Genomic DNA, 25,026 nt, shown 5'->3' on the forward strand with positions numbered 1-25,026 from the left:
CCCAAGCGGGACGCGGTCCCCGCGATGGACGCGGTTCGTCGCGGCCGCCCCGTCCGCCGCGGCCGGCACCGTGATGGTGCTCTTCCGGTGCCGGCCGGCGGACGTACCCGAGCGGTGCTCGTTGCACACGGCGGAGGAATCTAGAGAGCGGGAACGCCCGGAATCAACCAACTCCCCGTCGAGCCAGGCCAGTTCCACGTTACCTGGGGTAGCGGCGAATTCCGGCCACCCACTACATACCCTGATTTCATGATGTATCGACCATGCGATCGATGGATCTGTGACCCACCTCACCGCCTCAAACTCCTTTGGCGTGCGCCTAGTTGACGGAGCGTGCCGTTTTCCGCACGCCGGGTGACCCAGTGCGATGGATGGTTGGATCCCGATCCCCCGGGGGCGTGACCACCACCACAGATCACCCGTTGTCTTCTTCATGAGCCCGCAACCCCCTGGGGCTCACGGACCGGGATCCGCCCGGGCCTTCACGTACCGCATCCCGAGGGAGCCACCGTGCCGCGCATGCTCGACGTCAGCGACGAGGTACGCGCCGAGATCGGCGACGAAGAAGCCGACCGGCTGCTCGCCGGAGACAACGCCCCAGGCAGTTACGACTGCACGTCCTGCCGCACCCCGGGCGACTCCGAACAGGAGCGCACCAGCACCGTCCTGTTCATCGGTGACGAGACCGCCGTCCTCGCCTTCGCCCACGCGGGCTGCCTGCCCTCGCAGGTCGTCCAGGTCACCGAGGAGCAACTGCAGGGCGCGGTCCGCTCGATCAGCGGTGACAGCGCGCCCGGCGGACCGCGGAAGTCCGTGCCCGAGCAGGCGGTGCTCGGTGTCACCAGCGGACTGGTGCTGATCGCCGGGGAGCTGCACCCCGCGCTCGTCGTCGAGCCGACCTCGCCGATCGCGCGGCCGGGCACGGACGGGGTGGGCGACGACTTCCTGCCGCTCCTCATCGAGCAGGGCTTCATGCCGGTGACCGCGCTGGCCGCGGTGCCGCCGGTGCTGCACGGCTGGTCGGTGCTGCTGGCGGTGGGCCAGCTGCACGCGGTGCTCCAGCCGGGGAACAACGGCGGCCAGCCGGTGGCCTGGTGGCAGGCGCACCAGCCGCTGCAGGTGACCGACGGCTGGCGGGCGGCCGCCAACAAGCACCAGCAGGTGCTGATGTTCGCGGCGCCGGTCGGGTCGATCGGCCGGCAGCCCCGCGAGGACCTGCTGCGCGACGCGCTCGACAAGGCCGCGGCGAACGGCAAGCTGGTGGCGGCGGCACTGCCCCTCGCGGGGGTCTGAGGACCGCCCGGGGGCCGCGCGGCCGCACCGCGGCGGCGGCCGCGGGCGCGTCATGGCTGGTCGCGCGGCCGGCCGCCCTCCAACGGGGTGCGGGAGAGCCGCATCCCTTTGGTGACCCGGTCGTTTGGACATACGTGCACGCATACGACCTTCCGCCCCGCCGGCCGTCCTTCTCCGCTGTCCCGTCCGCCCGGACGGGACAGGAGAGCCTGGGCGCGCTCTCGGCCACGCCGATCTACGACTCGCTCTACGCGGAGTGGGTCAAGAGCTTCCGAACGCTGCCGGGTGACCGCAGCGGTGAGGAGGAGCTGGGCTTCGTCGCCTTCGGGACGACCCCGTTCAGCACCGGCACGTACGGCTTCGGGATGTACGGGGGAAACTCCTACAGCGCGTACAGCGCGGGCGCCTACAGCGCCCGGAACGGCGGTGACCAGCCGCAGCAGCCGCAGTGGCAGCGGATCGGGCCGCTCGGGCGGTCCCAGGAGACCGGGATGCACCCGGTACCGGCGGCGCTTCCGCCGGGCCCGCGCCGGGGCCAGTGACGAACATGCCCGAGGGGCGGCCACCGATGACGGTGGCCGCCCCTCATTCGTGCGTCTACTTCTTCTTGCCGCGCTTCTCGCGCACCCGCACGGAGATGTGGATCGGGGTGCCCTCAAAACCGAACTCCTCGCGCAGCCGGCGCTCGATGAAGCGCCGGTAGCCCGCCTCGATGAAGCCGGAGGCGAAGAGGACGAACCGCGGCGGCTTGGTGCCGGCCTGGGTCCCGAACAGGATGCGGGGCTGCTTGCCGCCGCGGACCGGGTGCGGGTGGGCCGCGACCAGCTCGCCGAGGAAGGCGTTCAGGCGGCCGGTGGGGACGCGGGTCTCCCAGCCCGCCAGGGCGGTCTCGATGGCGGGGACCAGCTTCTCCATGTGGCGGCCGGTCTGCGCGGAGACGTTGACCCGCGGCGCCCAGGCGACCTGGCCCAGCTCGGTCTCGATCTCGCGTTCGAGGTAGTAGCGGCGCTCCTCGTCGAGGGTGTCCCACTTGTTGAAGGCGACGACGATCGCGCGGCCCGCCTCGACGGCCATGGTCACGATCCGCTGGTCCTGGACCGAGATGTTCTCGGAGGCGTCGATCAGGATGACCGCCACCTCGGCCTTCTCGACGGCGGCCGCGGTGCGCAGCGAGGCGTAGTAGTCGGCGCCCTGCTGGAGGTGGACCCGCTTGCGGATGCCCGCGGTGTCGACGAACTTCCAGGTGATCCCGCCGAGTTCGATCAGCTCGTCGACCGGGTCGCGGGTGGTGCCGGCGAGTTCGTTGACGACGACCCGCTCCTCGCCCGCCACCTTGTTCAGGAGGGAGGACTTGCCGACGTTCGGCCGTCCGATGAGCGCGATCCGGCGCGGGCCGCCGACCGCCGTGCCGAAGGTCTGCTGGGGCGCCTCGGGCAGCGCCTCCAGGACGGCGTCGAGCATGTCGCCGGTGCCGCGGCCGTGCAGGGCGGAGACCGGGTGCGGTTCGCCGAGGCCGAGGGACCAGAGGTAGGACGCGTCGGCCTCGCCGCTCGGGCCGTCGACCTTGTTGGCGGCCAGCACCACCGGCTTGCCGGCCTTGCGCAGCAGGCGGACGACCGCCTCGTCGGTGTCGGTCGCGCCGACCTTGGCGTCCACGACGAAGACGACCGCGTCGGCCGCCTCGATCGCGTACTCGGCCTGCGCCGCCACGGAGGCGTCGATGCCGAGGACGTCCTGCTCCCAGCCGCCGGTGTCGACGACCTTGAAGCGGCGCCCGGCCCACTCGGCCTCGTAGGTCACGCGGTCGCGGGTGACGCCGGGCTTGTCCTCGACGACGGCCTCGCGGCGGCCGATGATGCGGTTCACCAGGGTCGACTTGCCGACGTTGGGGCGGCCGACGACGGCGAGCACCGGCAGCGGGCCGTGGCCCGCCGCCTCGATGGCACCCTCGACGTCCTCGGCGTCGAAGCCTTCCTCGGCGGCGAGCTCCATGAACTCCGCGTACTCGGCGTCGCCGAGCGCCCCGTGGTCGTACTCGTGCTCAGCCGAGTCGCCGGGCTGGATGTGGTCGTTCATGAAGTCCGTACCTCGTCGTTCATCGTGGTGATCGGTGGACTGCCCCCATGACGGGCTGATCCACTACTCAAGTGTCGCCTAGCGTCCGGTCTGGCGCCTGGCGTTTTCCAGGTGGCTGGTCAGCTGCTTCTGAATGCGCTCGGTGGCCTGGTCCAGAGCGCTGCGGGTGCGCCGGCCGCTGCCGTCGCCCGCCTCGAAGGGTTCGCCGAAGACGACGTCGACCCGGGCGCGCAGCGGCGGCAGCCCCTTGACCAGCCGTCCGGGCCGCTCGGAGCTTCCCAGCACGGCCACGGGCACGATCGGCGCCCCGGAGCGCACCGCGAAGTAGGCCAGGCCCGCGCGCAGCGAGGCGAAGTCGCCCTCGCCCCGGCTGCCCTCGGGGAATATGCCGAGCACTCCCCCGGCCTCCAGCACGCCGAGCGCGCGGGTGACCGCCGTGCGGTCGGTGGACTGCCGGTCCACCTTGAGCTGGCCGATCCGGTTCAGGAACGGGTCCAGCGGCCCGACGAACGCCTCCTTCTTGATCAGGAAGTGCGTCGGCCGGGGCGAGACGCCCATGACCATCGGGCCGTCGATGTTGTGGGAGTGGTTCACGGCGAGGATCGCCGGGCCGTGCGCGGGCATCCGCCAGGCGCCCAGCACGCGCGGCTTCCACAGCCCGTACATGAGGCCGACGCCGATGCGCCGGCCCACCTCGGCGCCCCGCTGCGAGGGGATGGAGGGGCCGCTCACTTCCCGGCCCGCTTCTCCTCGACGAGGGTGACGACGCACTCGATGACCTGGGCCAGCGTCAGCTCGGTGGTGTCCACCTCGACCGCGTCGTCCGCCTTGGCGAGCGGCGAGGTCTTGCGGCTGGAGTCCGCCGCGTCCCGCTTGACCAGGGCCTCGCGGGTGGCGTTGACGTCGGCGCCCTTGAGCTCGCCGCTGCGCCGGGCCGCGCGGGCCTCGGCGGACGCGGTGAGGAAGACCTTCAGGTCGGCGTCGGGCAGCACGGTCGTCCCGATGTCGCGGCCCTCGACGACGATCCCGGTCTCGGTGCCGGTGGCCAGCGACCGCTGCAGCTCGCTGATCCGCGTGCGCACCTCCGGGACCGCGCTGACCGCGCTGACCTTGGAGGTGACCTCCTCGGTGCGGATCGGGCCGGCGACGTCCACGCCGTCGACGGTGATCGTCGGGTGGGACGGGTCGGTCCCGGAGACGATCTCCGGCTTGCCCGCGACCGCGGCGACGGCGGTCGGGTCGGTGAGGTCGATGCCGTTGGTCACCATCCACCAGGTGATCGCCCGGTACTGGGCGCCGGTGTCGAGGTAGCTGAGGCCGAGCTGGGCGGCCACGGCCTTGGACGTGCTCGACTTGCCGGTGCCCGACGGGCCGTCGATCGCGACAATCACGGGCTTTACGGCGCCGTTTTCCACGGGGGGACACCTTCCGGGTGCGGGGTGGTGGGTGGTGTGCGGGGCTCCGCGCGCCCCGCACAAGGTTACCGGCCCCCGCGACCGCCTGATTCAGCCTATTGCCGCAGCGCCCAGCCGCGGTCCCGCAGGGCCGCCGTGAGCGCCGGCACCGCCTTGGGCTCCACCCAGATCTGGACGTGACCTGCCTGCTGTCCGGTCGCGTGCTCGATGCGCACGTCCTCGATGTTGACGCCGGCCGCGCCGGCGTCCGCGAAGATCTTGCCGAGCTGGCCGGGCTGGTCGTCGATGAGGACGGCCACGACCTCGTAGGCGCGCGGCGCGGACCCGTGCTTGCCGGGCACCCGGACCTGGCCGGCGTTGCCGCGCCGCAGCAGGTCCTCGATGCCGGCGCCGCCCTCGTGCCGCTTGGCGTCGTCCGAGGACTGCAGGGACCGCAGTGCGCGCACGGTCTCCTCCAGGTCGGCGGAGACGTCGGCGAGCAGGTCGGCGACCGGGCCGGGGTTGGCGGAGAGGATGTCGATCCACATCCCGGGGTCGGAGGCGGCGATCCGGGTCACGTCCCGGATGCCCTGCCCGCACAGCCGTACGGCCGCCTCCTCGGCGTGCTCCAGCCGGGCCGCGACCATGCTGGAGACCAGGTGGGGCATGTGGGAGACGAGCGCGACCGCGCGGTCGTGGGCGTCGGCGTCCATGACGACCGGTACGGCGCTGCAGTGCGAGACCAGTTCGAGGGCGAGGTTGAGCACCTCGGTGTCGGTGTCCCGGGTCGGGGTGAGCACCCAGGGGCGGCCCTCGAAGAGGTCGGCGGTGGCCGCGAGCGGCCCGGACTTCTCCCGGCCGGACATGGGGTGCGTCCCGATGTACGACGCCAGGTCCAGGCCCCGTGCCTCCAGCTCGCGGCGCGGTCCGCCCTTGACGCTGGCCACGTCGACGTAGCCGCGGGCCAGGCCCCTGCTCATCGCGTCGGCGAGGACGCCGGCCACGTGGGCGGGCGGGGCGGCGACGATCGCCAGGTCGACGGGGCCCGCCGGGGGCTGGTCGGTGCCGGCGCCGAGCGCGGCCGCCGTCCTGGCCTGCTCGGGGTCGTGGTCGGCCAGATGGACGACGACGCCCCGCCGGGAGAGGGCGAGGGCGGCGGACGTACCGATGAGACCGGTACCGATGACGAGCGCGGTCCTCACTGGGCGATGTCCTTGCGCAGGGCGGCCGCGGCGCCGAGGTAGACGTGGTTGATCTCGGTGCGGGGCCGTTCGGACTCGATGTGCGCGAGGATCCGTACGACCCGGGGCATGGCGCCCTCGATGTCCAGTTCCTGGGCGCAGATCAGGGGGACGTCGACGATGCCGAGCTTGCGCGCGGCGGCCGCCGGGAAGTCGCTGTGCAGGTCGGGCGTGGCCGTGAACCAGATGCTGATCAGGTCGTCGGCGGTCAGCCCGTTCCGCTCCAGGACGGCGGTGAGCAACGCTCCGACCTGCTCGTCCATGTGACCGGCCTCGTCCCGCTCCAGCTGGACGGCCCCCCGGACCGCTCGTACCGCCACGGCTCTGCTCCTGTTCTGACGTCCTCTTCCCGTACGTCCAGCCTAGTCAGCCCACCGGCGGACCGGTGCGCGGTGCCCGCCCGCTGAGACGGCGGCTCACCGGGACTCCTGGCCGGGACGGGCGGTGGGGCCGGTCCTGGCCAGGCCGTCGAGGAGGCCGCCGAGCGAACCGCCGTCCTGGCCGTGGCTGAGGAATCCGATCAGCGCGCTCAGGAGCCGTGCGTCCTCGCCCTCGCCGCCCAGGAGGCTGCCGAGCATCCTTTCCAGATCGTCGCCTGCCATGACCATGCCTTTCGGAGTCGTCGGGACGGCGTCCGCGGACGCCGTCGAACCCCCAGGTCAATGTCGGCCCGATCGCCGCGTCCCGCTACTCGGGGCCGGACCGCCCGCCGCGGCCGGATCCGGCCGGGCGCGTTGGGCTGTCGGGCGTACGGAAAGGTCGTTTTGCGGCACTCCATACCCGGTTGCTTCGTCCTGGGTGTTTTCAGTGCCAAGATGCTGCTGCTCCGCTCGGAGCGACTCCCTGGCGTCCGCCTCCCGGTTCTTCCGCACGTTCGGAGTGACGACATGACCGACGGATCCACCCGCCGCACGATGCTCACGACGGGCGCGTCGGCGCTCGCGGTGTGCTGCGTGGGATGCGGCAGCAACAGCGGCAGCAGCTCCAGCTCCTCCGCGTCGGCCACCGCCACCGGGTCGGCCGCCGAGTCGGCCCCGGCGTCGGCCTCCGCCGGGGCGTCCTCGGGGTCGGCGAGCGCGCCCGCCGGGAAGGCGCTGGCGCAGACCAGCCAGATCCCGGAGGGCGGCGGCATGATCTTCAAGGACCAGAAGGTCGTGGTGACGCAGCCGAAGAAGGGCGAGTTCAAGGCCTTCTCGGCGATCTGCACCCACGAGGGCTGCACGGTCGCGCAGGTGGCGGACGGCACCATCGACTGCCCCTGCCACGGCAGCAGGTTCCACATCGCCGACGGCTCGGTGGCGCACGGCCCGGCCACCAGGCCGCTGCCCGCCGAGTCCATCACGGTGAGCGGAAATTCGATCACCCTGGCGTGACCGCCCGCGTACGCTCCCCGGCATGCAGCCCGAGGACCTGGTACGCGACCACACCGTCTACACCTGCGTCATGGGGTCGCGCGCCTTCGGACTGGCGACGGAGGGCAGCGACACCGACCGCCGAGGTGTGTTCCTCGCCCCCACGGCCCTGTTCTGGCGCTTCGAGAAACCGCCGACGCACGTGGAGGGTCCGGGCGAGGAGCGGTTCTCCTGGGAGCTGGAGCGGTTCTGCGAGCTGGCGCTGCGGGCCAATCCGAACATCCTGGAGTGCCTGCACTCGCCCCTGGTCGAGCAGATCGACGACACCGGCCGCGAACTGCTCGCCCTGCGCGGCGCCTTCCTCTCCTGGCAGGCGTACGACAGCTTCACCCGCTACGCCCTCGGCCAGCGCCGCAAGCTCGACGCGGACGTCCGCGTGCACGGCGCCCCGCGCTGGAAGCACGCGATGCACCTGCTCCGGCTGCTGGCGAGCGCCCGTGACCTGCTGCGCACCGGCGAGCTGACGATCGACGTCGGCGACCGGCGCGAGGAGTTGCTGGCGGTGAAGCGCGGCGAGGTCTCCTGGCCGGAGGTCGAGGTCCGGATGGCCCGGCTCGCGGCGGAGGCCGAGCGGGCGCTGCGCGGCAGCCCGCTCCCGGCGGAGCCGGACCACGCGCGCGTGGCCGGCTTCCTCTACGACGTCCGCCGCGCGTCAGCCCTGCAGCCGCGCCCGGACCAGGAGGTCGTGCAGGGCGTCGTGGGCCCGGGGCACGCCGGGCAGCGCTGACGCGTCCTGCGCCGTGTCGAGCAGGGTGGGCAGACGGGCCCGCGACCGGGTCCCGCACCTGTACGGCTTCCCGTCCCGGGGCGCTCCGCGACGACGGGCGTCAGGTCGAGGTCCGGGGACAGGGTGTCGGTCATGCGGTCAGGCGTCCCAGAGTGCGCCGAGGGCCAGCAGTTCGCTCCGGTACTCGATCCGCTCGGCCCAGGCGGCGGGCCAGGCGTCGGCGCCCAGCCAGGCTCCCGCGAAGGCGCCGGTCAGGCAGGCGATGGAGTCCGAGTCGCCGGAGGAGCAGGCGGCCCGGCGCAGGGCCGTCACCGGCTCGTCGGGGAAGAGCAGGAAGCACAGCAGTCCGGTCGCGAGGGCTTCCTCGGCGATCCAGCCGGCGCCGGTGGCCAGGCACGGGTCGGCCTCCGGGGAGGCGGTCCGCACGGCCTCCTGAAGGCGGTCGAGGATCGCCAGGCATTCGTCCCAGCCGCGCGCGGTGAACGCCTCGGGGCTCGCGTCGTGGCTCCGGGTCCACAGGTCGCCGAGCCAGGTGTGGCGGTAGTGGGTGCGGTTGTCGAGGGCGTACGACCGCAACCGCCCGGTCAGCGCGGCCGGTTCGGTCCCGGTCGCCAGCAGCCGCACGGCGTGCGCGGTGAGGTCGGAGGCGGCCAGCGCGGTGGGGTGGCCGTGGGTGAGGGCGGACTGCAACTGGGCGGCGCCGGAGCGCTGTTCGTCGCTCAGCCCGGGCGCGAGCCCGATGGGCGCGACCCGCATGTTGGCCCCGCACCCCTTGGAGTCGATCTGGCTGGCGTCCTGCCAGACCCGGCCCTCCTCCTTCAGCAGGTCGCAGGCGCGCAGACAGGTCCGGCCGGGGGCCCGGTTGTTCTCGGGCGACTGGTACCAGTCCACGAACTCCTCGCGCAGCGGCCGTTCCAGCCGCTTCGGCGCGAGGTACCCCCGGTCCATGGCGGTGCGCAGCCCCCGTCCGAGCGCGAGGGTCATCTGCGTGTCGTCGGAGACGAAGGCGCGCGCGGGCAGCTCCATCTCCCGCCACGGGCCGCACTTGGCGAGGATCGAGGGCACGTCGTTGAACTCGGTCGGGAAGCCGAGCGCGTCCCCGAGGGCGAGGCCGGTCAGGGAGCCGCCGGCGGCGCGCTTGCGGGCGGGGTTCGAGGTCATGCGGGGCGTCCTTCCCGGGACGGGCGGAGCAGGGGCGGATGGAGCGCGGCGGCGGTGCCCGCGCGGTAGAGCGCGGCGGGCTTGCCGCGGCCGCCGGTGAGCCGGGCGGCGCCGGGCACCGGTTCGAGGAACCCGGGCGTGGCGAGCACCTTGCGGCGGAAGTTGGGGCGGTCCAGCTCGACGCCCCACACGGTCTCGTAGACGTTCTGCAGCTCGCCGAGCGTGAACTCGGGCGGGCAGAAGGCGGTGGCCAGCGAGCTGTACTCCAGTTTCGCGCCGACGCGTTCGTGGCCGTCGGCCAGGATCCGCTCGTGGTCGAAGGCGAGCGGCCGCGCCGGGTCGTACGGCAGCCAGCGGGCCTCGGCTGCGTCGCCGCCGCCGCGCGGTTCGGGCGCGTCGGGCAGCAGCGCGGTGAAGGCGACGGAGACGACCCGCATCCTCGGGTCGCGGTCCGGTGCGCTGTAGGTGCGCAGTTGCTCCAGGTGCAGCCCCGACACGTCCGACAGTCCGGTCTCCTCGGCGAGTTCCCGCCGGGCCGCCGTCTCGGCCGACTCCCTGGGCAGCACGAAGCCGCCCGGCAGCGCCCACTGTCCGGCGTACGGCTCCTGTCCGCGCTCGACCAGCAGCACGTGCAGGGCCCCCGCGCGGAGGGTGAGGACGGCGAGGTCGACGGTGACGGCGAAGGGTTCGTAGGCGTGCTTGTCGTAGTCCTGCACGGACCCGTCCACCCCCCTTCTGATCACTCCCACTAATAGTCTCTACGACTATAAATAGTGCGAGGCCCGGCACGCAAGGCCCCCAGCGGCCGCTGGAGCCCCGTTCACGGGAACGACGACGGCCGGTCCCGTCGCACACGGAACCGGCCGTCAGGGAAACGCTCAGGGCCTTCTAGAGGTCGACTTCCTTCATGAGCATCCCGACCTCGGTGTTGGACAGGCGGCGCAGCCAGCCCGACTTCTGGTCGCCGAGGGTGATCGGCCCGAAGGACACCCGCACCAGCTTGTCGACCGGGAACCCGGCCTCGGCCAGCATGCGCCGCACGATGTGCTTGCGGCCCTCGTGCAGGGTGACCTCGACCAGGTAGTTCTTGCCGGTCTGCTCGACGACCCGGAAGTGGTCCGCGCGCGCGTAGCCGTCCTCCAGCTGGATGCCGTCCTTGAGCTTCTTGCCCAGGTCGCGCGGGATGGGACCCACGATGTGCGCGAGGTAGGTCTTCTTCACGCCGTACTTGGGGTGGGTCAGCCGGTGCGCCAGCTCGCCGTGGTTGGTGAGCAGGATGACGCCCTCGGTCTCGGTGTCCAGGCGCCCCACGTGGAAGAGCCGGGTCTCCCGGTTGGTGACGTAGTCGCCCAGGCACTGCCGCCCGTCCGGGTCCTCCATGGTGGAGACCACACCGGCGGGCTTGTTCAGCGAGAAGAACTGGTACGACTGCGTGGCCACGGTCAGGCCGTCGACGCGGACCTCGTCCTTCTCCGGGTCGACCCGCTTGCCCTGCTCCAGGACGATCTCGCCGTTCACCTCGACCCGGGCCTGCTCGATCAGCTCCTCGCAGGCGCGCCGGGAGCCGTAGCCCGCGCGGGCGAGAACCTTCTGCAGCCGCTCGCCCTCCTGCTCGGCGCCCGGGAAGGTCTTGGGGAGCTTCACGTCCGGCTTGCCGGCGTACCGCTCCCGGTTGCGCTCCTCGGCGCGGGCGTCGTACTCGCGGGAGCTGGCCGGAGCCGTACGGCCGCGCCCCGTGCCCTGTCCCTGCCGGGGGCCGCCCTTGGCGCCACCGCGGGCCGAGGCGCCGCGGCCCGACTTCGGGCCGTCCTGGGTGGCGTTGGGGCCCACGTCGTAGCGCCGCTCCTCCGGGCGCGGCTTCTTCGGCCGCCCGGCACCCTGCTTGTCGTCGCGGGCGTTCCCGGCGCCGCGGTAGTTACCGCGGCCACCGCTGCTCCCGCCGCGGCCGCCGCTGTTGCCACCACGGCTCCCGCCGTTGTTTCCGCTGCTGTTCCTGCCGCTGCTGCTTCGCATCAAAGTTCCGTCTTGTCGTCTGCGTCCTCGGAATCCGGAGCGTCCGGATCGAACGACGGCACACCCTCCTGGGTCTCGGCCTCGATCGCCTCCGCCTCCGGGAGGAAGGGCGCGAGTTCCGGGAGCTCGTCCAGGCCGCGCAGGCCCATCCGCTCCAGGAAGTAGTTCGTCGTCCTGTACAGGATCGCACCTGTTTCGGGTTCCGCGCCCGCCTCCTCGACCAGACCGCGCTGGAGCAGGGTGCGCATGACGCCGTCGCAGTTGACTCCGCGGACGGCCGAGACCCGGCTGCGGCTCACCGGCTGGCGGTAGGCGACGACCGCCAGGGTCTCCAGCGCGGCCTGCGTCAGCCGGGCCGTCTGGCCCTCCAGGACCAGCCGTTCCACGGCGGGTGCGAACTCGCCCCGGGTGTAGAAACGCCAGCCGCCCGCGACGAACCGCAGCTCGAAGCCCCGGCCCTGGGCGGTGTACTCCTCGGCCAGGGCCCGCAGCGCCTTGGTGATCGTCTGCCGCGGACGCTCCAGGATCTTCGCCAGGTGCTCGGCGGTGGCGGGCTCGTCCACGACCATCAGGACGGCCTCCAGGGCCGGCTTGAGGTCGAGTTCGGCGACCGGGCGCAGCCCGGCCGGCAGCTCTGTCGTGTTCTCGCTCACGCCTTGTCCTCCTTGGGCGGCTCCGGCGGCCGGTCGAACTCGTCGGTCACCATCGGCCGGGACTGCGCGTCCCCGCCCGTCCACCGCACGATCAGGTCGCCCAGCGCGGTCTCCTGGTCCAGGGCGACGGCCTTCTCCCGGTAGAGCTCCAGGAGGGCCAGGAACCTGGCCACGACGGTGAGGGTGTCGTCGGTGTCCTCGACGAGGGACCGGAAGTCCGCCTCGCCCAGCTCCCGCAGCCGGGCGACCACGATCTGGGCCTGCTCCTGCACGCTGACCAGCGGTGCGTGGATGTGGTCGACGTACACCTGCGGCTTGGGCCTGGGCTGCATCGCCTTGACCGCGAGCTTGGCGAACCCCTCGGGGCCGATGCTGATGACGACCTCGGGCAGCAGTTCGGCCAGATGCGGCTCCAGGCCGACGGTGCGGGGCCAGCGGCGCGCCTCCTCGTCCAGGCGGCGGTTGAAGATGTCGGCGATCTGCTTGTACGCGCGGTACTGCAGCAGCCGCGCGAAGAGCAGGTCGCGGGCTTCGAGGAGCGCGAGGTCGGCCTCGTCCTCGACCTCGGCGGCGGGCAGCAGCCGGGCGGCCTTGAGGTCGAGCAGGGTGGCGGCGACGACGAGGAACTCGGTCGTCTGGTCCAGGTCCCAGTCCGGTCCCATGGCCCGGATGTGCGCCATGAACTCGTCGGTGACCTTGGAGAGCGCGACCTCGGTGACGTCCATCTTGTGCTTGGAGATCAGCTGGAGGAGGAGGTCGAAGGGGCCCTCGAAGTTGGCCAGCCGGACCTTGAAGACACCGTCCGCGACGGGTTCCGCCGCGGGTCCCGGCTCCACGACGGCCGGCTGCCGCTCGGCCGGTCCGGGCCCGGACCCGGCCACCGCGGCTTCCGGCTCCGCCGGATCGGGCTCCGGCACCGCCGCCGGGGCGTCCGGCACGACCATCACGTCCGCCGGCTCCGCCGCCACGGGCTCGGGCGCGGCCCTGACGGGTTCCGGATCCGTCGCGACGGGCTCCGGCCCGGTCGCAGCGGGCTCGGGTGCCGACTGCGGTTCGGCGGGCTCGGAAGCGGTCGGGGGCGCCGTGCCCGGTCCCCGTCCCAGCGCACGCCGACGGCCACCGGAGGGGCCGGGAGCGGGAGCGTCGGTCGAGGTCATGGCCCCCGCAGGCTACCTCTACCGGCCGCGCAGCCGTCGTACGAGAATGCTCGCGTCCCCGCGCGACTCCAGGTCGGCCAGGACCACGGCGACCGCCTCGCGGACGATCCGGCCGCGGTCCACGGCCAGCCCGTGCTCGCCGCGGAGCACCAGACGCGCGTGCTCCAGGTCCATCAGTTCCTCGGCGGAGACGTAGACGGTGATCTTCTCGTCGTGCCGTTCCCGGCCGCTCGGCCGCCGCGCGGGGGCCCGGCCGCCGCGCTTGCGGGGCTGGGCCTGCTCGGCGGCGCCAGAACCTTCCTGCGCCGCCTGCCGCCGTCCGGTCCGGTCGGCCGACGGCGTGACCGTCACCGAGGGCCCGGCCGGCGCCGGGGCGTGGTTGCGGGACTCCCCGGCATCGGCCGGCTCGGCGTCCGCCGCCACGTGCTCCGCGCCTTCGCCGTCACCGCCCTGCACCGGCACCGCGTGCGGCGCGTCGCCGGCACCCTCGGCCGCCGTGTCCTCGCTCTCCGCGGGAGTCGCGGGAGCCGGCACCCGGGCCTCGCCGTTGGCCGGGCGCCTCGGGGTGGACGGCTGCAGCGCCATCCCCCCGGTCGTACGGAACAGTTCGTCGGCCCCCGGCAGACTCACTCGGCGTGACACCGGGCGAGCACCTCCCTGGCGAGCTGGCGGTAGGCGGCGGCACCGACGGAGTTGGAGGCGTACGTGGTGATCGGCTCACCGGCGACCGTGGTCTCCGGGAAGCGGACCGTGCGGCCGATGACCGTGTGGTAGACGTGGTCGTCGAAGGCCTCGACGACCCGCGCGAGCACCTCACGGCTGTGCACGGTGCGGGAGTCGTACATGGTGGCGAGGATGCCGTCGAGCTCCAGCTCCGGGTTGAGCCGCTCCTGGACCTTCTCGATGGTCTCGGTCAGCAGCGCGACACCGCGCAGGGCGAAGAACTCGCACTCCAGCGGCACGATCACCTTGTGAGCGGCCGTCAGCGCGTTGACCGTGAGCAGGCCGAGCGAGGGCTGACAGTCGATCACGATGTAGTCGTAGTCGGGCAGCAGCGGCTTCAGGGCGCGCTGGAGCGTCGACTCCCGCGCGACCTCGGAGACCAGCTGGACCTCGGCGGCCGACAGGTCGATGTTGGAGGGCAGCAGGTCCATGTTGGGGACCGCCGTCTTCAGGAGCACCTCGTCGGCCGCCATGCCCCGCTCCATGAGCAGGTTGTAGACGGTGAGGTCGAGCTCCATCGGGTTGACGCCCAGACCGACCGAGAGCGCGCCCTGCGGGTCGAAGTCCACGAGCAGGACCCGCCGGCCGTACTCCGCGAGCGCGGCACCCAGGTTGATGGTCGACGTGGTCTTGCCGACGCCGCCCTTCTGGTTGCACATCGCGATGATCTTCGCGGGGCCGTGATCGGTCAGCGGACCCGGGATCGGGAAGTAGGGCAGCGGGCGGCCGGTCGGGCCGACGCGCTCGCGACGCTGGCGGGCCGCGTCGGGCGCGAGCGTGGCCGCGTACTCCGGATCGGGCTCGTACTCGGCGTCGGGGTCGTAGAAGTGCCCCTCGGGCAGTTCGTCGTAGTCGGCGAACCGGCTGTGGGGCGCGCCACTTCCGTCGCCGGCCATGGCGTTCACGTGATGGCCATCCATGCTCTGGTGTGCTGTCCGCGTGGTCAGCGAACTCTGATGGGCTGCGAAGGTGCGCACCGCGACGGAGCCGACAGCCTCGAACCCCGCGGGACCCTGGTCCCTCACCGGCATTCCTGGTTGACCACCCCCGGGAGAAAATGTCGACTCATTCACAAGTCGTCTTACCTCCTTGGTGACCAGGAAACTTCTAGACAGGTCAGCGTGGCACCATGCCGACAGTCGGCGACTCTATGGCGTGTCGGGCGTCCGCAGCAACACAATCCGCCGGACCCGGCAGGATGTGTCGGCAATGAAACATCTCGCTGTCAAGGGCGTACGGCCGTCGCACAGCAGGTTTCACCGGTGCGCGAATCGGTCGAAGGGTTACGTTCGAGGCGAGTTGACCGAGCGTCGCAAAGTGACCATACACACATCCGGCCGGACCTTGTCGGCAAGGTCCGGCCGGATGGGCGCGGTTGACGCGGCTTGTTGACGTATCGCCTTTACGAAAAGGTGACTTAGCCACCGCCTCGGCGCGGCGGGTCAGTCCAGCAGCGTGGCGAGCTCGACGTGGTCCAGGCCGTGGGCCTCGGCGACCTCGCGGTAGACGACCTTGCCGTCGTGCGTGTTGAGGCCCTTGGCGAGCGCGGCGTCGCGGCGCAGCGCCTCGACCCAGCCGTTGTCCGCGAGCGACACGATGTAGGGCAGCGTGGCGTTCGTGAGCGCGTAGGTGGAGGTGTTGGGCACCGCGCCGGGCATGTTGGCGACGCAGTAGAAGACCGACTCGTGGATCCGGAAGGTCGGGTCGGCGTGCGTGGTGGGCCGGGAGTCCTCGAAGCAGCCGCCCTGGTCGATCGCGATGTCGACAAGAACACTTCCCGGCTTCATGCGGGAGACCAGCTCGTTGGTGACCAGCTTCGGGGCCTTGGCACCCGGGATGAGCACCGCGCCGATCACCAGGTCGGCCTCCAGGCAGGCCTTCTCCAGCTCGAAGGAGTTGGACATGACGGCCTTGACCTTGGTGCCGAAGATCTTGTCGGCCTCGCGCAGCTTGTTGATGTCGCGGTCGAGCAGGGTCACGTCGAAGCCCATGCCGATGGCGATCTGCGCCGCGTTCCAGCCGGAGACACCGCCGCCGATGACGACGGCCTTGGCGGGCAGCACGCCCGGGACGCCGCCGGGCAGGACGCCGCGGCCGCCGGCCGCGCGCATCAGATGGTAGGCGCCGACCTGCGGCGCGAGCCGGCCCGCGACCTCGGACATCGGGGCGAGCAGCGGCAGCGCGCGGCTCGGCAGCTCGACGGTCTCGTAGGCGATGGCGGTGGTGCCGGACTCCAGGAGGGCGTCGGTGCACTCCTTGGACGCGGCCAGGTGCAGGTAGGTGAAGAGCGTCTGGTCCTTGCGGAGGCGGTGGTACTCCTCCGCGATCGGCTCCTTGACCTTGAGCAGCAGGTCGGCCGTGGCCCACACCTCATCGGCCGTGTCCAGGATCTGCCCGCCGGCGGCGATGTACTCGTCGTCCGGGATCGACGAGCCGACACCGGCGCCGCGCTCGATGACGACCTGGTGGCCGTGGCGCACCAGCTCGTGCACACCGGCGGGGGTGATGGCCACCCGGAACTCGTTGTTCTTGACCTCGCGGGGGATGCCGACCTTCACGTCGATCACGGTCCTTGGCTCAGAGGGTGTGGGGGCACAACAGCACATACCCGGCATGGAGGAACACACCAGGAGACACCGCAGGAGAACCGGCGGCAGAGCCAGTCTAATGAAGGCGTTCCGGCTGTCTAGCCTTTCATTGCATCAATCTTCGCCGGACCCGCTACGGATTTCGCAGGCGTTATCTCCCTGTTCCGGGCTGGAGTCCTGGTCGAGGGGCTCCTCACCCAGCATGCGCTCGGCGGCCGAGCGGTGCAGGCTCGCCGCGGTGGAGTCGCCGAGGCGCTCCAGGGTGTCCGCCAGCCGCAGCTGGAGCGCCGCCTGGAGCCGGGTGTCCTCGGCGCGGCGCGCCCACTCGACCGCCTCCTGGCAGGTGCGCAGCGACTCGGCGGGCCGGCCGGCGTACTCCTGGACGCGGGCCAGCTCGCTCAACGCCCGCGCCTGGGCGGCCACATCGCCGTTCTTGCGGTGCCCGGAGACGGCGGCCCGCCAGGCCCGCAGCGCCTCGCCGTAGCGGCCCGCGTAGGTGTGCGCGCCGGCGATGCGGCCGTAGAGCCGGGCGGCCTCGGCGCGCTCGTCGCGGGCCAGGCGCTCGGCGAGGGCGCGGCCGAACCAGTCGGCGGCCCGGTCGTAGTCGCCCAGCTCCTGATACGCGCCACCTACGGATTCCATTGCGCGGCCGGTCGCGTACGGGTCATTTGCACTGCGTCCGGCAGTCAAAGCCGACCGATATCGCACCAGCGCGTCCTGGGTGCGCCCGGTCTGCGCGTCCAGGTCGGCCAGGTTCAGCAGCGCGGCGGCCTGCTCGCGGGGCAGGTGCCGGCGCTCGGCCACGTCGAGCACCAGCCGGTGGATGCCGTACAGGTCGGGCGCGGCCGCCTGGGTGCCGAAGTGCGCCGCCATGGCCTTGACCAGCTGGGACATCAGCCGGCGGGCCAGGGTGTCCAGCTCGCCGTCGGCGACCGCGGCGCGGGCCGCGGCGAGCAGCGCCGGACGCCGGATCCGCAGCCAGTCGGCGGCGGCCCGCGGGGTGGGGAAGCGCAGCTCGCGGGGGAGCGCCTGGAGCTTCTCGCGGGCCTGCGGGTTGTCCGTCTCGGTGATCGCCCGGCAGGACTGGAGCAGCCGTACCGTCCGCTCCAGCATCCGGGCCCGGGCCAGCTGGAGTTCCCCGGCCCGCTCCTGGGTCTCGGCCAGGCCGCGGAGCAGCGGGTGCAGGCAGCCGGGGACCTCGTACTGGGGCAGCGAGGTGGGCAGGGGGCGGACCATGCCGAGGCGGACCAGCTCGTCCAGGGCGCTGCGGGCGGTGTCCACCGAGCAGCCCGCCAGGGCGGAGGCGGTGTGCGGGTCCACCAGACCGGCCGGGGCCAGCGAGAGGAGTCGCAGCGTCCGGGCGGTCTGGGCGGGCAGGTCGTCGTGGACGAAGCGGAAGACGCGGGCGAGCGCGGTGACGTCGTCCGGGTCGGCGTGCAGCCGCTTGGCGAGGTCGGAGACGGTCACCTGGGGGTGGGCCGCCAGCCAGCCGCCGGCCAGGGTGAGCGCGGCGGGCTGTCCCTGGCACACCTCGGCCAGCGCCTCGGCGGACCGCGGGTCGACGGTGACGCGGACCGAGCCGGTGTACCGGGCCAGGAGTTCCACGCCCGACTTGGTGTCCAGGCCGCCGAGGGTGCACGGGCGGACGTCGGAGATCCCGGTGAGCGGACCGCCGGAGACGGCGACGGCCAGGCAGTCCGAGTTGTCCGGCAGCAGCGCGTCGACGTGGTCGGCGCCGGGCGCGTCGTCGAGCAGGAGCAGCATCCGGCGCCCGGCGAGGGCGGTGCGCAGGGCGTGCGTGAGGTCGTCCTCGGCGGCGCCGGCCGGGGTGGGCAGCCGCAGCGCGGTGAGGAGGTCGCGGGCGGCGCGTTCGACGGGGACGGGGGTGCCGTCGGGTTCGGTGAGGCGGGCGCGCAGCACGCCGTCCGGGTAGTCGGCGGCGACCCGGCGGACGAGTTCCGCGGCGAGGGCGGTGCGTCCGGATCCGGGTCTGCCCGCGATGAGCAGGACCCGGGCACGCGGGGCCTTGCGGCCGGCGATGGTGTCCAGGCCCGCGCGCTCGATGTCGGCGCGCAGTTCCTTCAACTCCCTTGTACGGCCCAGGAATTCATCATCCGTGGCCGCGGGCGCCGGCACCCGCGCGCCGCCTGTGTCCACCACCTGATCCGTCACGGGCCACACTCCCGTCCCACCGCACACGCATGCCCGCCGGGACTCCGGTTCGGGCCTTTCGGCTCAATCGCGTCGAGCCTAGTTCACGTGCACGGACGTTCCGGGCGGAGCGCGGCGGGGACGTCGCCCGATCGGATCAGGCGATGGTCACATCAGCACACCCGCAGTGCGGGTCGCCGTGTGAGTTCAGGAGGCGAAGGGGCGGGCCGGCCAGGGCGCGTCGGCCGGGCGCAGCGCGTCCAGTCCGTCGCCGGTGCGGGCGGCGACCAGCGAGAGGACGCCCGTCACCAGGCAGTTGTTGTGCACGTCACCGGCGAGCACCAGGCGCACCAGCTCGTCGACCGGCACACGCGCGTACTCCAGGTCGATCTCCTCGTGCTCGGTCGCGAAACGCTCGCCCTCGGCCTCGGAGAGGTCACGGGCGAGGAAGATCCGCACCGCCTCGTCGCAGCCGCCCGGGGTGGTGTAGAGGTCGGTCAGCACCCGCCAGTCCTCGGCCTTGACGTGCGCCTCCTCGTACAGCTCGCGCTGGGCAGCGTGCAGCGGGTTCTCGCCCGGGACGTCGAGCAGACCGGCCGGGATCTCCCAGAGCTTGTGCCGGACCGGGTGCCGGTACTGGCGGATGAGTAGCACCCGGTCCTCCTCGTCGAGGGCGAGGACGGCGACCGAGCCGGGGTGGACCTGGTAGTCACGGCGGACCACCGACCCGTCGGGCATGACCACCTCGTCCGTGCGGACGGAGGTCTTGTTGCCCACGAAGGGGGTCTCCGTCGTCCGGATCTCCCACTCCTCGGGAGTGTCCTTGATGGTCATGCCGTGCCGCCTTCCGCGTGCGGAGAAGAAAACCGGGGTGCGTCCCTTTGAGGGGATGCGCCCCGGCCACCGTACAACCGGTGTGTTACTTCGCATTCTCCTGCCCGGCGGAGTCCTGCTGGCGCGCGACCGCGGCCTTCACCAGGCCCGCGAACAGCGGGTGCGGGCGGGTCGGGCGGGACCGCAGCTCCGGGTGCGCCTGGGTGGCGACCAGGTAGGGGTGGACGTCGCGCGGGTACTCGACGTACTCGACGAGCTTGCCGTCCGGGGAGGTGCCGGAGAACTGGATGCCGGCCTTCTTCTCCAGCTCCGCGCGGTAGGCGTTGTTCACCTCGTAGCGGTGCCGGTGGCGCTCCTCGACGTACTCCTTGCCGTCGTACACCTCGCGCACGATCGAGCCCTCGGCCAGCTTGGCCGGGTACATGCCCAGCCGCATGGTGCCGCCCATGTCGCCCTCGCCGGCGACGATGTCCAGCTGCTCGGCCATGGTGGAGATCACCGGGTGGCCGGTGGCGGAGTCGAACTCGGTGGAGTTGGCGTCCGGGATGTCGGCCAGGTTGCGCGCGGCCTCGATCACGATGCACTGCAGGCCGAGGCAGAGGCCGAGCAGCGGGATCCGGTTCTCGCGGGCGTACTTGATGGCGCCGACCTTGCCGAGCACACCGCGGTCGCCGAAGCCGCCGGGGATGCAGATGCCGTCGACGTCACCGAGCTGCGCGGCCGCGCCGGCCGGGGTACGGCAGTCGTCCGACGTGACCCACTTGATCTTGACGCGGGCCTTGTTGGCGAAACCGCCGGCGCGCAGCGCCTCGGTGACCGAGAGGTAGGCGTCGGGCAGGTCGATGTACTTGCCGACCAGCGCGAGGGTGATCTCGTGGTCGGGGTTGTGGACGCGGTCGAGCAGGTCGTCCCAGGTCCGCCAGTCCACGTCCCGGAACGGCAGGTCCAGCTTGCGGACGACGTAGGCGTCCAGGCCCTCGCCGTGCACGGTCTTCGGGATGTCGTAGATCGAGCGGGCGTCCGGACAGGCGACCACGGCTGCCTCGTCGACGTCGCACATCAGCGAGATCTTGCGCTTGATGGCGGTGGGCACCTCGCGGTCGCAGCGCAGCACGATCGCGTCCGGCTGGATGCCGATGTTGCGCAGCGCGGCCACCGAGTGCTGGGTGGGCTTGGTCTTCAGCTCGCCCGAAGGGCCGATGTACGGGAGGAGCGAGATGTGCACCACGAACACGTTGTCGCGGCCGACCTCGTGACGGACCTGGCGGACCGTCTCCAGGAACGGCAGGGACTCGATGTCGCCGACCGTGCCGCCGACCTCGGTGATGACGACGTCCACCTCGTCGGTGGCCATCCGGCGGATGCGGTGCTTGATCTCGTTGGTGATGTGCGGGATGACCTGGACGGTGTCGCCCAGGTACTCGCCACGCCGTTCCTTGGCGATCACCGTCGAATAGACCTGACCTGTGGTGACGTTGGCGGAGCCGTCCAGGTCGCGGTCGAGGAAACGCTCGTAGTGGCCGATGTCCAGGTCGGTCTCGGCACCGTCGTTGGTGACGAACACCTCACCGTGCTGGAAGGGGTTCATCGTGCCCGGGTCGACGTTCAGGTACGGGTCGAGCTTCTGCATCACCACACGCAGGCCGCGGGCCTTGAGCAGCATGCCCAGGCTGGAGGCGGTGAGGCCCTTGCCGAGCGAGGAGGCGACACCCCCGGTGACGAAGATGTGCTTGGTCGTCGTAGCTGTGCCCGATCGAAAAGCAGGCGTCGGCATGGCCAAGAGGGTGCTCCCGTGGTCGCGGTCTGTCATGCGGTACGGCCGGCCTCCGGATGTCCGGGGGTGCCGTCGCTGCGGTTCGGGGGTTTCGTACCCACCGGTCCACGGGCTACCAGGGTATCAGCGCCGTGGAGAGATGGCTTCCGGCCACGCTCCGTACACACATCGGCACAGACGTGGTGCCTGGCTTACCGGGTTTTCACTCAGGGCTCACCCATTCGGCCCACACGGGTTGCCCGGAGCGGCACGCAGATCATCTACGTGCGTCGTATCCTGCTCGGACACTCGCTGCCGAGCCGACCGGAAAAGACGGCACACCCCCGCCCGTCACCCCCGGAACACGAGAGCTCGGCAGTTCGTTGAGCTATGACTGTCGTTTTGCCTCAGGGCGCGGCGGGCTGCTTTGCTTCACCGCTTAACGACGCACAACAACAACCCCCCTTGACCGCACTAGCGACAGCCCCCTTTTGCCTGGGGGGTGACGTGGCCGTTCGACTGGAGTTGCACGTGGCCGGGCGCATCGAAGACTACGCACTCATCGGAGACATGCAGACCGCGGCATTGGTCTGCCGGGACGGCACAGTGGACTGGCTGTGCCTGCCCCGCTTCGACTCGCATGCCATCTTCGCCGGTCTGCTCGGCACCGAGGAACACGGCTTCTGGCGGCTCGGCCCGGCCCACGCGGCCGACTCCGAGCCGCCGACCGCGGCCCGCCGCACCTACCGCGGCGACTCGCTGATCCTGGAGTCCGAGTGGGACACCCCGCGCGGCACGGTCCGGGTCACCGACTTCATGCCGCCGCGTGACGGCGCGCCCCAGCTGATCCGGATCGTCGAGGGCGTCACCGGCCGGGTGCCGATGCGCTCGGTGCTGCGGATGCGGTTCTCCTACGGCCGGGTGGTCCCCTGGGTGCACAAGCACGAGGGCCGTACGGTCGCCGTCGCGGGCCCCGACTCGGTGTGGTTCGACACGTCGGCGGAGACCTACGGCAAGTCGCTGACCACCTACGCCGACTTCACGGTGGCCCCCGGCGACCGGATCGCGTTCACCATCTCGTGGGAGCCCTCGCACAAGGAGCCGCCGCCGCTGCCGGAGCCCGAGCAGTCGCTGGAGGCGACCGAGGAGTTCTGGCGGGAGTGGGTCGAGCAGTGTACGTACCACGGCCCGTACCGCGAGGCGGTGGTCCGCTCCCTGATCACCCTGAAGGCCCTGACGTACGCCCCGACGGGCGGCATCGTCGCCGCGCCCACCACCTCCCTGCCGGAGGACATCGGCGGCGTCCGCAACTGGGACTACCGCTACACCTGGCTGCGCGACGCCGCCATCACCCTGTCCTCCCTGCTGCGCACCGGCTACCGCGAGGAGGCCCGTGCCTGGCGCGAGTGGCTGCTGCGCGCGGTCGCGGGCGACCCGGAGAACCTCCAGATCATGTACGGCATCGCGGGCGAGCGCGAGCTGGGCGAGGCCGAGCTGGACTGGCTGCCCGGCTACGAGCACTCGGCCCCGGTCCGGGTCGGCAACGGCGCGGCGCACCAGCTCCAGCTGGACGTCTACGGCGAGGTCACCGAGGCCCTGCACCTGGCCCACATGACCGGCCTCGCCCGCAACGACTACGCCTCCCTCCTCCAGCTGAAGCTCATCCGCTACCTGGAGGACCACTGGGACGAGCCGGACGAGGGCATCTGGGAGGTCCGCGGCCCGCGCCGGCACTTCGTGCACTCCAAGGTGATGGCCTGGGTCGCGGTGGACCGCACCATCAAGCTGATCGAGTCCGGGGACGCGGACGGCCCGCTGGAGCGCTGGAAGGAACTGCGCGACGACATCCACCGGGACGTCTGCGAGAAGGGCTACGACAAGGAACGCAACACCTTCACGCAGTCCTACGGCTCGCAGGAGCTGGACGCGTCGCTGCTGCTGATCCCGCAGATGGGTTTCCTGCCGCCGGACGACAAGCGGGTCATCGGCACCATCGAGGCGATCCAGCGCGAGCTGTCCACCTCGGACGGCTTCATCCTGCGCTACCCGACCTCGGGCGGCGACGAGGGCGTCGACGGTCTCCCCGGTGACGAGGGGGCGTTCCTGGCCTGCTCGTTCTGGATGGCCGACGACCTCGCGATGATCGGCCGCGTCGACGAGGCCCGCAAGCTGTTCGAGAAGCTGCTCGCGCTGCGCAACGACCTCGGGCTGCTGGCGGAGGAGTGGGATCCGCGGTTGCAGCGGCAGGTGGGGAACTTCCCGCAGGCGTTCAGCCATGTGCCGCTGATCGACACGGCGCTGCGGCTCACGGCGTCGGGGGCGTACGGGGGGTAAGGGGGCCAGTGGTACTCCGCGGGTGCGTGGGGGCTGGTCGCGCAGTTCCCCGCGCCCCTACGGGGCGCTCTGCCTAGGCTGGTCGAGAGAGAATCCTCCTTTTCCGGAAGGGGACGGCCATGGCTTCCCCGTCTAAGGCAGGTACGGCGCTCGCCGCACTGCGTGAGGATCTGGTCGGTGCGGTGTTCGCGCCGGGGGACGTCGGGTACGACGACGCCCGTGCCGTCTTCAATGCCATGATCGACCGGCGGCCCGCGGTCATCGCCCAGTGCGCCGACGACGCCGACGTGGTCCGTGCGGTGCGGTTCGGCCGCGAGCTGGACCTGGCGATCGCGGTGCGCGGCGGCGGCCACAGCGTGGCCGGTTCGGCGAGCGGTGACGCCGCGCTCGTGGTGGACCTGCGCCGGATGCACGGCGTCACCGTCGACCCCGCGGCGCGGGCGGTCCGTGTGCAGGGCGGCGCCACGATGAGCGATCTGGACCGGACGACCGAGCCGTACGGCCTGGCCACCACCGGCGGCCGGGCCTCCACCACCGGCGTCGGCGGCTTCGTCCTCGGCGGCGGTACGGGCTGGCTGGACCGCGCCTTCGGCCTGGCCGTCGACAACCTGCTCGGCGTCGAGCTGGTCACCGCGGACGGCGAGCGGGTGCGCGCGAGCGCCGACGAGAACCCCGAGCTGTTCTGGGCCCTGCACGGCGGCGGCGGGAACTTCGGCGTCGCCACCGCCCTCACCCTCGCCCTGCACGAGCTGCCGGCGTTCTCCGTCGCGGTACTGCTGTATCCGCCGGAATCGGGACCGGACGTGGTGCGCACCTACCGGGAGATGATCCGCACCGGGCCCGACGAGGCGGCCGGCGCGGTGCAGTACCTCACCGGACCGCCGCTGCCGTTCGTACCGGAGCGCCTGGTCGGCACGCTGGTGTGCGTGGCCCTGGTGACGTACGCGGGCGGCGAGGAGGACCTGCGGAAGGTCGTCGGGCCGCTGCTGGCGCTGCCGCACGAGGCGGAGACGGTCGGCCGGATGCTGTATCCCGCGGCACAGTCCATGCTCGACTTCCCGCCCGGCCTGCGGAACTACTGGTCGGCCGAGTACCTGGACGCGCTGCCCGACGCGGCGGTGGACGCGTTCTGCGCCTGCGCGGACGGCGTTCCGGTGCCGTCCGGCACCCAGCACGTGCTGTTCCCGCAGGGCGGGGCGATCGCGGCGGGGCCGGCCGAGTACCCGGTGCCCTACCGGTCCGCGTCCTGGGCCGTGCACCCCTTCGGCATGTGGGCGGATGCGGCCGACGACGAACGGGCCGTGGCCTGGGTCCGGGACGTCCGGGCCGCCGTGCGTCCCTGGTCCAACGGCGCGGTCTACCTGAACTTCATCGGCGACGAGGGCGGCGACCGGGTGCGGGCCGGGCTCGGCGCGGGGAACTCGCTGCGGCTCGGCAAGGTGAAGCGGACCTGGGACCCCGACAACGTTTTCCGCTTCAACCACAACATCGAACCTCTCTAGCGGAAGGTGCCGGG

General features: G+C 72.0%; 23 protein-coding genes and 1 pseudogene. 7 read left to right on the top strand and 17 right to left on the bottom strand.

Going from position 1 to position 25,026, the window contains the following annotated elements:
* Positions 1-510 precede the first annotated feature (510 nt).
* Both ACIQOE_RS31655 and ACIQOE_RS31660 read left to right on the top strand, forming a co-directional pair.
* Positions 511-1,293 carry a hypothetical protein gene (locus ACIQOE_RS31655; protein WP_351320686.1) on the top strand — a complete coding sequence of 261 codons (783 nt, stop codon included), beginning with the start codon at positions 511-513 and terminating at the stop codon, positions 1,291-1,293.
* 134 nt (positions 1,294-1,427) lie between these two features.
* Positions 1,428-1,835, top strand: coding sequence for a hypothetical protein (locus ACIQOE_RS31660; RefSeq protein WP_351320688.1), 408 nt, complete (start codon positions 1,428-1,430; stop codon positions 1,833-1,835).
* A gap of 55 nt (positions 1,836-1,890) precedes the next feature.
* Here ACIQOE_RS31660 and der read toward each other — a convergent pair whose 3' ends face one another.
* The 6 genes from der to ACIQOE_RS31690 form a co-directional block, all read right to left on the bottom strand.
* Positions 1,891-3,369, bottom strand: coding sequence for a ribosome biogenesis GTPase Der (gene der, locus ACIQOE_RS31665; protein WP_351320690.1), 1,479 nt, complete (start codon positions 3,367-3,369; stop codon positions 1,891-1,893).
* A 78-nt stretch (positions 3,370-3,447) separates the two neighbouring features.
* Positions 3,448-4,035, bottom strand: a complete 588-nt coding sequence (locus ACIQOE_RS31670) for a lysophospholipid acyltransferase family protein (protein ID WP_351320769.1) — start codon at positions 4,033-4,035, stop codon at positions 3,448-3,450.
* A gap of 62 nt (positions 4,036-4,097) precedes the next feature.
* Positions 4,098-4,784, bottom strand: coding sequence for a (d)CMP kinase (cmk, locus tag ACIQOE_RS31675; RefSeq protein WP_351320692.1), 687 nt, complete (start codon positions 4,782-4,784; stop codon positions 4,098-4,100).
* Positions 4,785-4,879: 95 nt separating this feature from the next.
* Positions 4,880-5,965 carry a prephenate dehydrogenase gene (locus ACIQOE_RS31680; protein WP_362643686.1) on the bottom strand — a complete coding sequence of 362 codons (1,086 nt, stop codon included), beginning with the start codon at positions 5,963-5,965 and terminating at the stop codon, positions 4,880-4,882.
* Positions 5,962-6,324, bottom strand: coding sequence for a chorismate mutase (gene aroH / locus ACIQOE_RS31685; protein ID WP_351320696.1), 363 nt, complete (start codon positions 6,322-6,324; stop codon positions 5,962-5,964). Before aroH ends, ACIQOE_RS31680 begins: the two co-directional genes overlap by 4 nt.
* 96 nt (positions 6,325-6,420) lie before the next feature.
* A complete protein-coding gene (locus ACIQOE_RS31690; protein ID WP_399013151.1) occupies positions 6,421-6,606 on the bottom strand; it encodes a hypothetical protein in 186 nt (61 codons plus the stop codon).
* Between the two features lie 60 nt (positions 6,607-6,666).
* On the opposite strand from ACIQOE_RS31690, the pseudogene ACIQOE_RS31695 reads away from it, so the two are divergent.
* The 3 genes and pseudogenes from ACIQOE_RS31695 to ACIQOE_RS31705 all read left to right on the top strand — a co-directional run.
* Positions 6,667-6,810, top strand: a pseudogene (locus ACIQOE_RS31695) (hypothetical protein); the annotation flags it as partial.
* A gap of 81 nt (positions 6,811-6,891) precedes the next feature.
* The gene (locus ACIQOE_RS31700; protein ID WP_399013175.1) at positions 6,892-7,377 is read left to right on the top strand and encodes a Rieske (2Fe-2S) protein; all 486 of its coding nucleotides are present in this window, start codon (positions 6,892-6,894) and stop codon (positions 7,375-7,377) included.
* A 22-nt stretch (positions 7,378-7,399) separates the two neighbouring features.
* Complete coding sequence (locus ACIQOE_RS31705) at positions 7,400-8,143, top strand: DNA polymerase beta superfamily protein (protein WP_401415057.1); 744 nt, start codon at positions 7,400-7,402, stop codon at positions 8,141-8,143.
* A 138-nt stretch (positions 8,144-8,281) separates the two neighbouring features.
* Here the strand turns inward: ACIQOE_RS31705 and ACIQOE_RS31710 are convergent, their stop codons facing one another.
* From ACIQOE_RS31710 to ACIQOE_RS31760, 11 genes are all read right to left on the bottom strand, one after another.
* Positions 8,282-9,304 (bottom strand): ADP-ribosylglycohydrolase family protein, encoded by a 1,023-nt coding sequence (locus ACIQOE_RS31710; protein ID WP_365573371.1) that lies wholly within the window; start codon positions 9,302-9,304, stop codon positions 8,282-8,284.
* Positions 9,301-10,020 (bottom strand): NUDIX domain-containing protein, encoded by a 720-nt coding sequence (locus ACIQOE_RS31715; RefSeq protein ID WP_351320706.1) that lies wholly within the window; start codon positions 10,018-10,020, stop codon positions 9,301-9,303. Before ACIQOE_RS31715 ends, ACIQOE_RS31710 begins: the two co-directional genes overlap by 4 nt.
* Before the next feature lie 172 nt (positions 10,021-10,192).
* Positions 10,193-11,317: a pseudouridine synthase gene (locus tag ACIQOE_RS31720; RefSeq protein ID WP_351320708.1), complete on the bottom strand. Its 1,125-nt coding sequence runs from the start codon at positions 11,315-11,317 to the stop codon at positions 10,193-10,195.
* Positions 11,317-11,970, bottom strand: coding sequence for an SMC-Scp complex subunit ScpB (gene scpB / locus ACIQOE_RS31725; RefSeq protein ID WP_351320710.1), 654 nt, complete (start codon positions 11,968-11,970; stop codon positions 11,317-11,319). Before scpB ends, ACIQOE_RS31720 begins: the two co-directional genes overlap by 1 nt.
* The gene (locus ACIQOE_RS31730; RefSeq protein ID WP_401415060.1) at positions 11,967-13,127 is read right to left on the bottom strand and encodes a segregation/condensation protein A; all 1,161 of its coding nucleotides are present in this window, start codon (positions 13,125-13,127) and stop codon (positions 11,967-11,969) included. Before ACIQOE_RS31730 ends, scpB begins: the two co-directional genes overlap by 4 nt.
* An 18-nt stretch (positions 13,128-13,145) precedes the next feature.
* Positions 13,146-13,769 carry a hypothetical protein gene (locus ACIQOE_RS31735; RefSeq protein ID WP_362643691.1) on the bottom strand — a complete coding sequence of 208 codons (624 nt, stop codon included), beginning with the start codon at positions 13,767-13,769 and terminating at the stop codon, positions 13,146-13,148.
* Positions 13,754-14,881 (bottom strand): ParA family protein, encoded by a 1,128-nt coding sequence (locus tag ACIQOE_RS31740; protein WP_351320716.1) that lies wholly within the window; start codon positions 14,879-14,881, stop codon positions 13,754-13,756. Before ACIQOE_RS31740 ends, ACIQOE_RS31735 begins: the two co-directional genes overlap by 16 nt.
* Positions 14,882-15,292: 411 nt before the next feature.
* The gene (ald, locus tag ACIQOE_RS31745; protein WP_351936604.1) at positions 15,293-16,408 is read right to left on the bottom strand and encodes an alanine dehydrogenase; all 1,116 of its coding nucleotides are present in this window, start codon (positions 16,406-16,408) and stop codon (positions 15,293-15,295) included.
* A gap of 144 nt (positions 16,409-16,552) precedes the next feature.
* On the bottom strand, positions 16,553-18,610 hold the full coding sequence (locus tag ACIQOE_RS31750) for a tetratricopeptide repeat protein (RefSeq protein WP_401415062.1): 2,058 nt from the start codon (positions 18,608-18,610) through the stop codon (positions 16,553-16,555).
* Positions 18,611-18,796: 186 nt separating this feature from the next.
* On the bottom strand, positions 18,797-19,423 hold the full coding sequence (locus ACIQOE_RS31755) for an NUDIX domain-containing protein (RefSeq protein WP_401415064.1): 627 nt from the start codon (positions 19,421-19,423) through the stop codon (positions 18,797-18,799).
* Positions 19,424-19,508: 85 nt separating this feature from the next.
* Entirely contained in the window at positions 19,509-21,197 is a 1,689-nt protein-coding gene (locus tag ACIQOE_RS31760; protein WP_351320722.1) for a CTP synthase, read from the bottom strand.
* A gap of 510 nt (positions 21,198-21,707) precedes the next feature.
* Here ACIQOE_RS31760 and ACIQOE_RS31765 point away from each other — a divergent pair.
* Positions 21,708-23,510 carry a glycoside hydrolase family 15 protein gene (locus ACIQOE_RS31765; RefSeq protein ID WP_351320773.1) on the top strand — a complete coding sequence of 601 codons (1,803 nt, stop codon included), beginning with the start codon at positions 21,708-21,710 and terminating at the stop codon, positions 23,508-23,510.
* Between the two features lie 119 nt (positions 23,511-23,629).
* Positions 23,630-25,012, top strand: coding sequence for an FAD-binding oxidoreductase (locus ACIQOE_RS31770; RefSeq protein ID WP_401415066.1), 1,383 nt, complete (start codon positions 23,630-23,632; stop codon positions 25,010-25,012).
* The last annotated feature ends 14 nt before the right edge of the window (positions 25,013-25,026 follow it).

Origin of the sequence: Streptomyces sp. NPDC091282 (assembly GCF_044757385.1) — a bacterium.
GTDB lineage: Bacteria > Actinomycetota > Actinomycetes > Streptomycetales > Streptomycetaceae > Streptomyces > Streptomyces gramineus.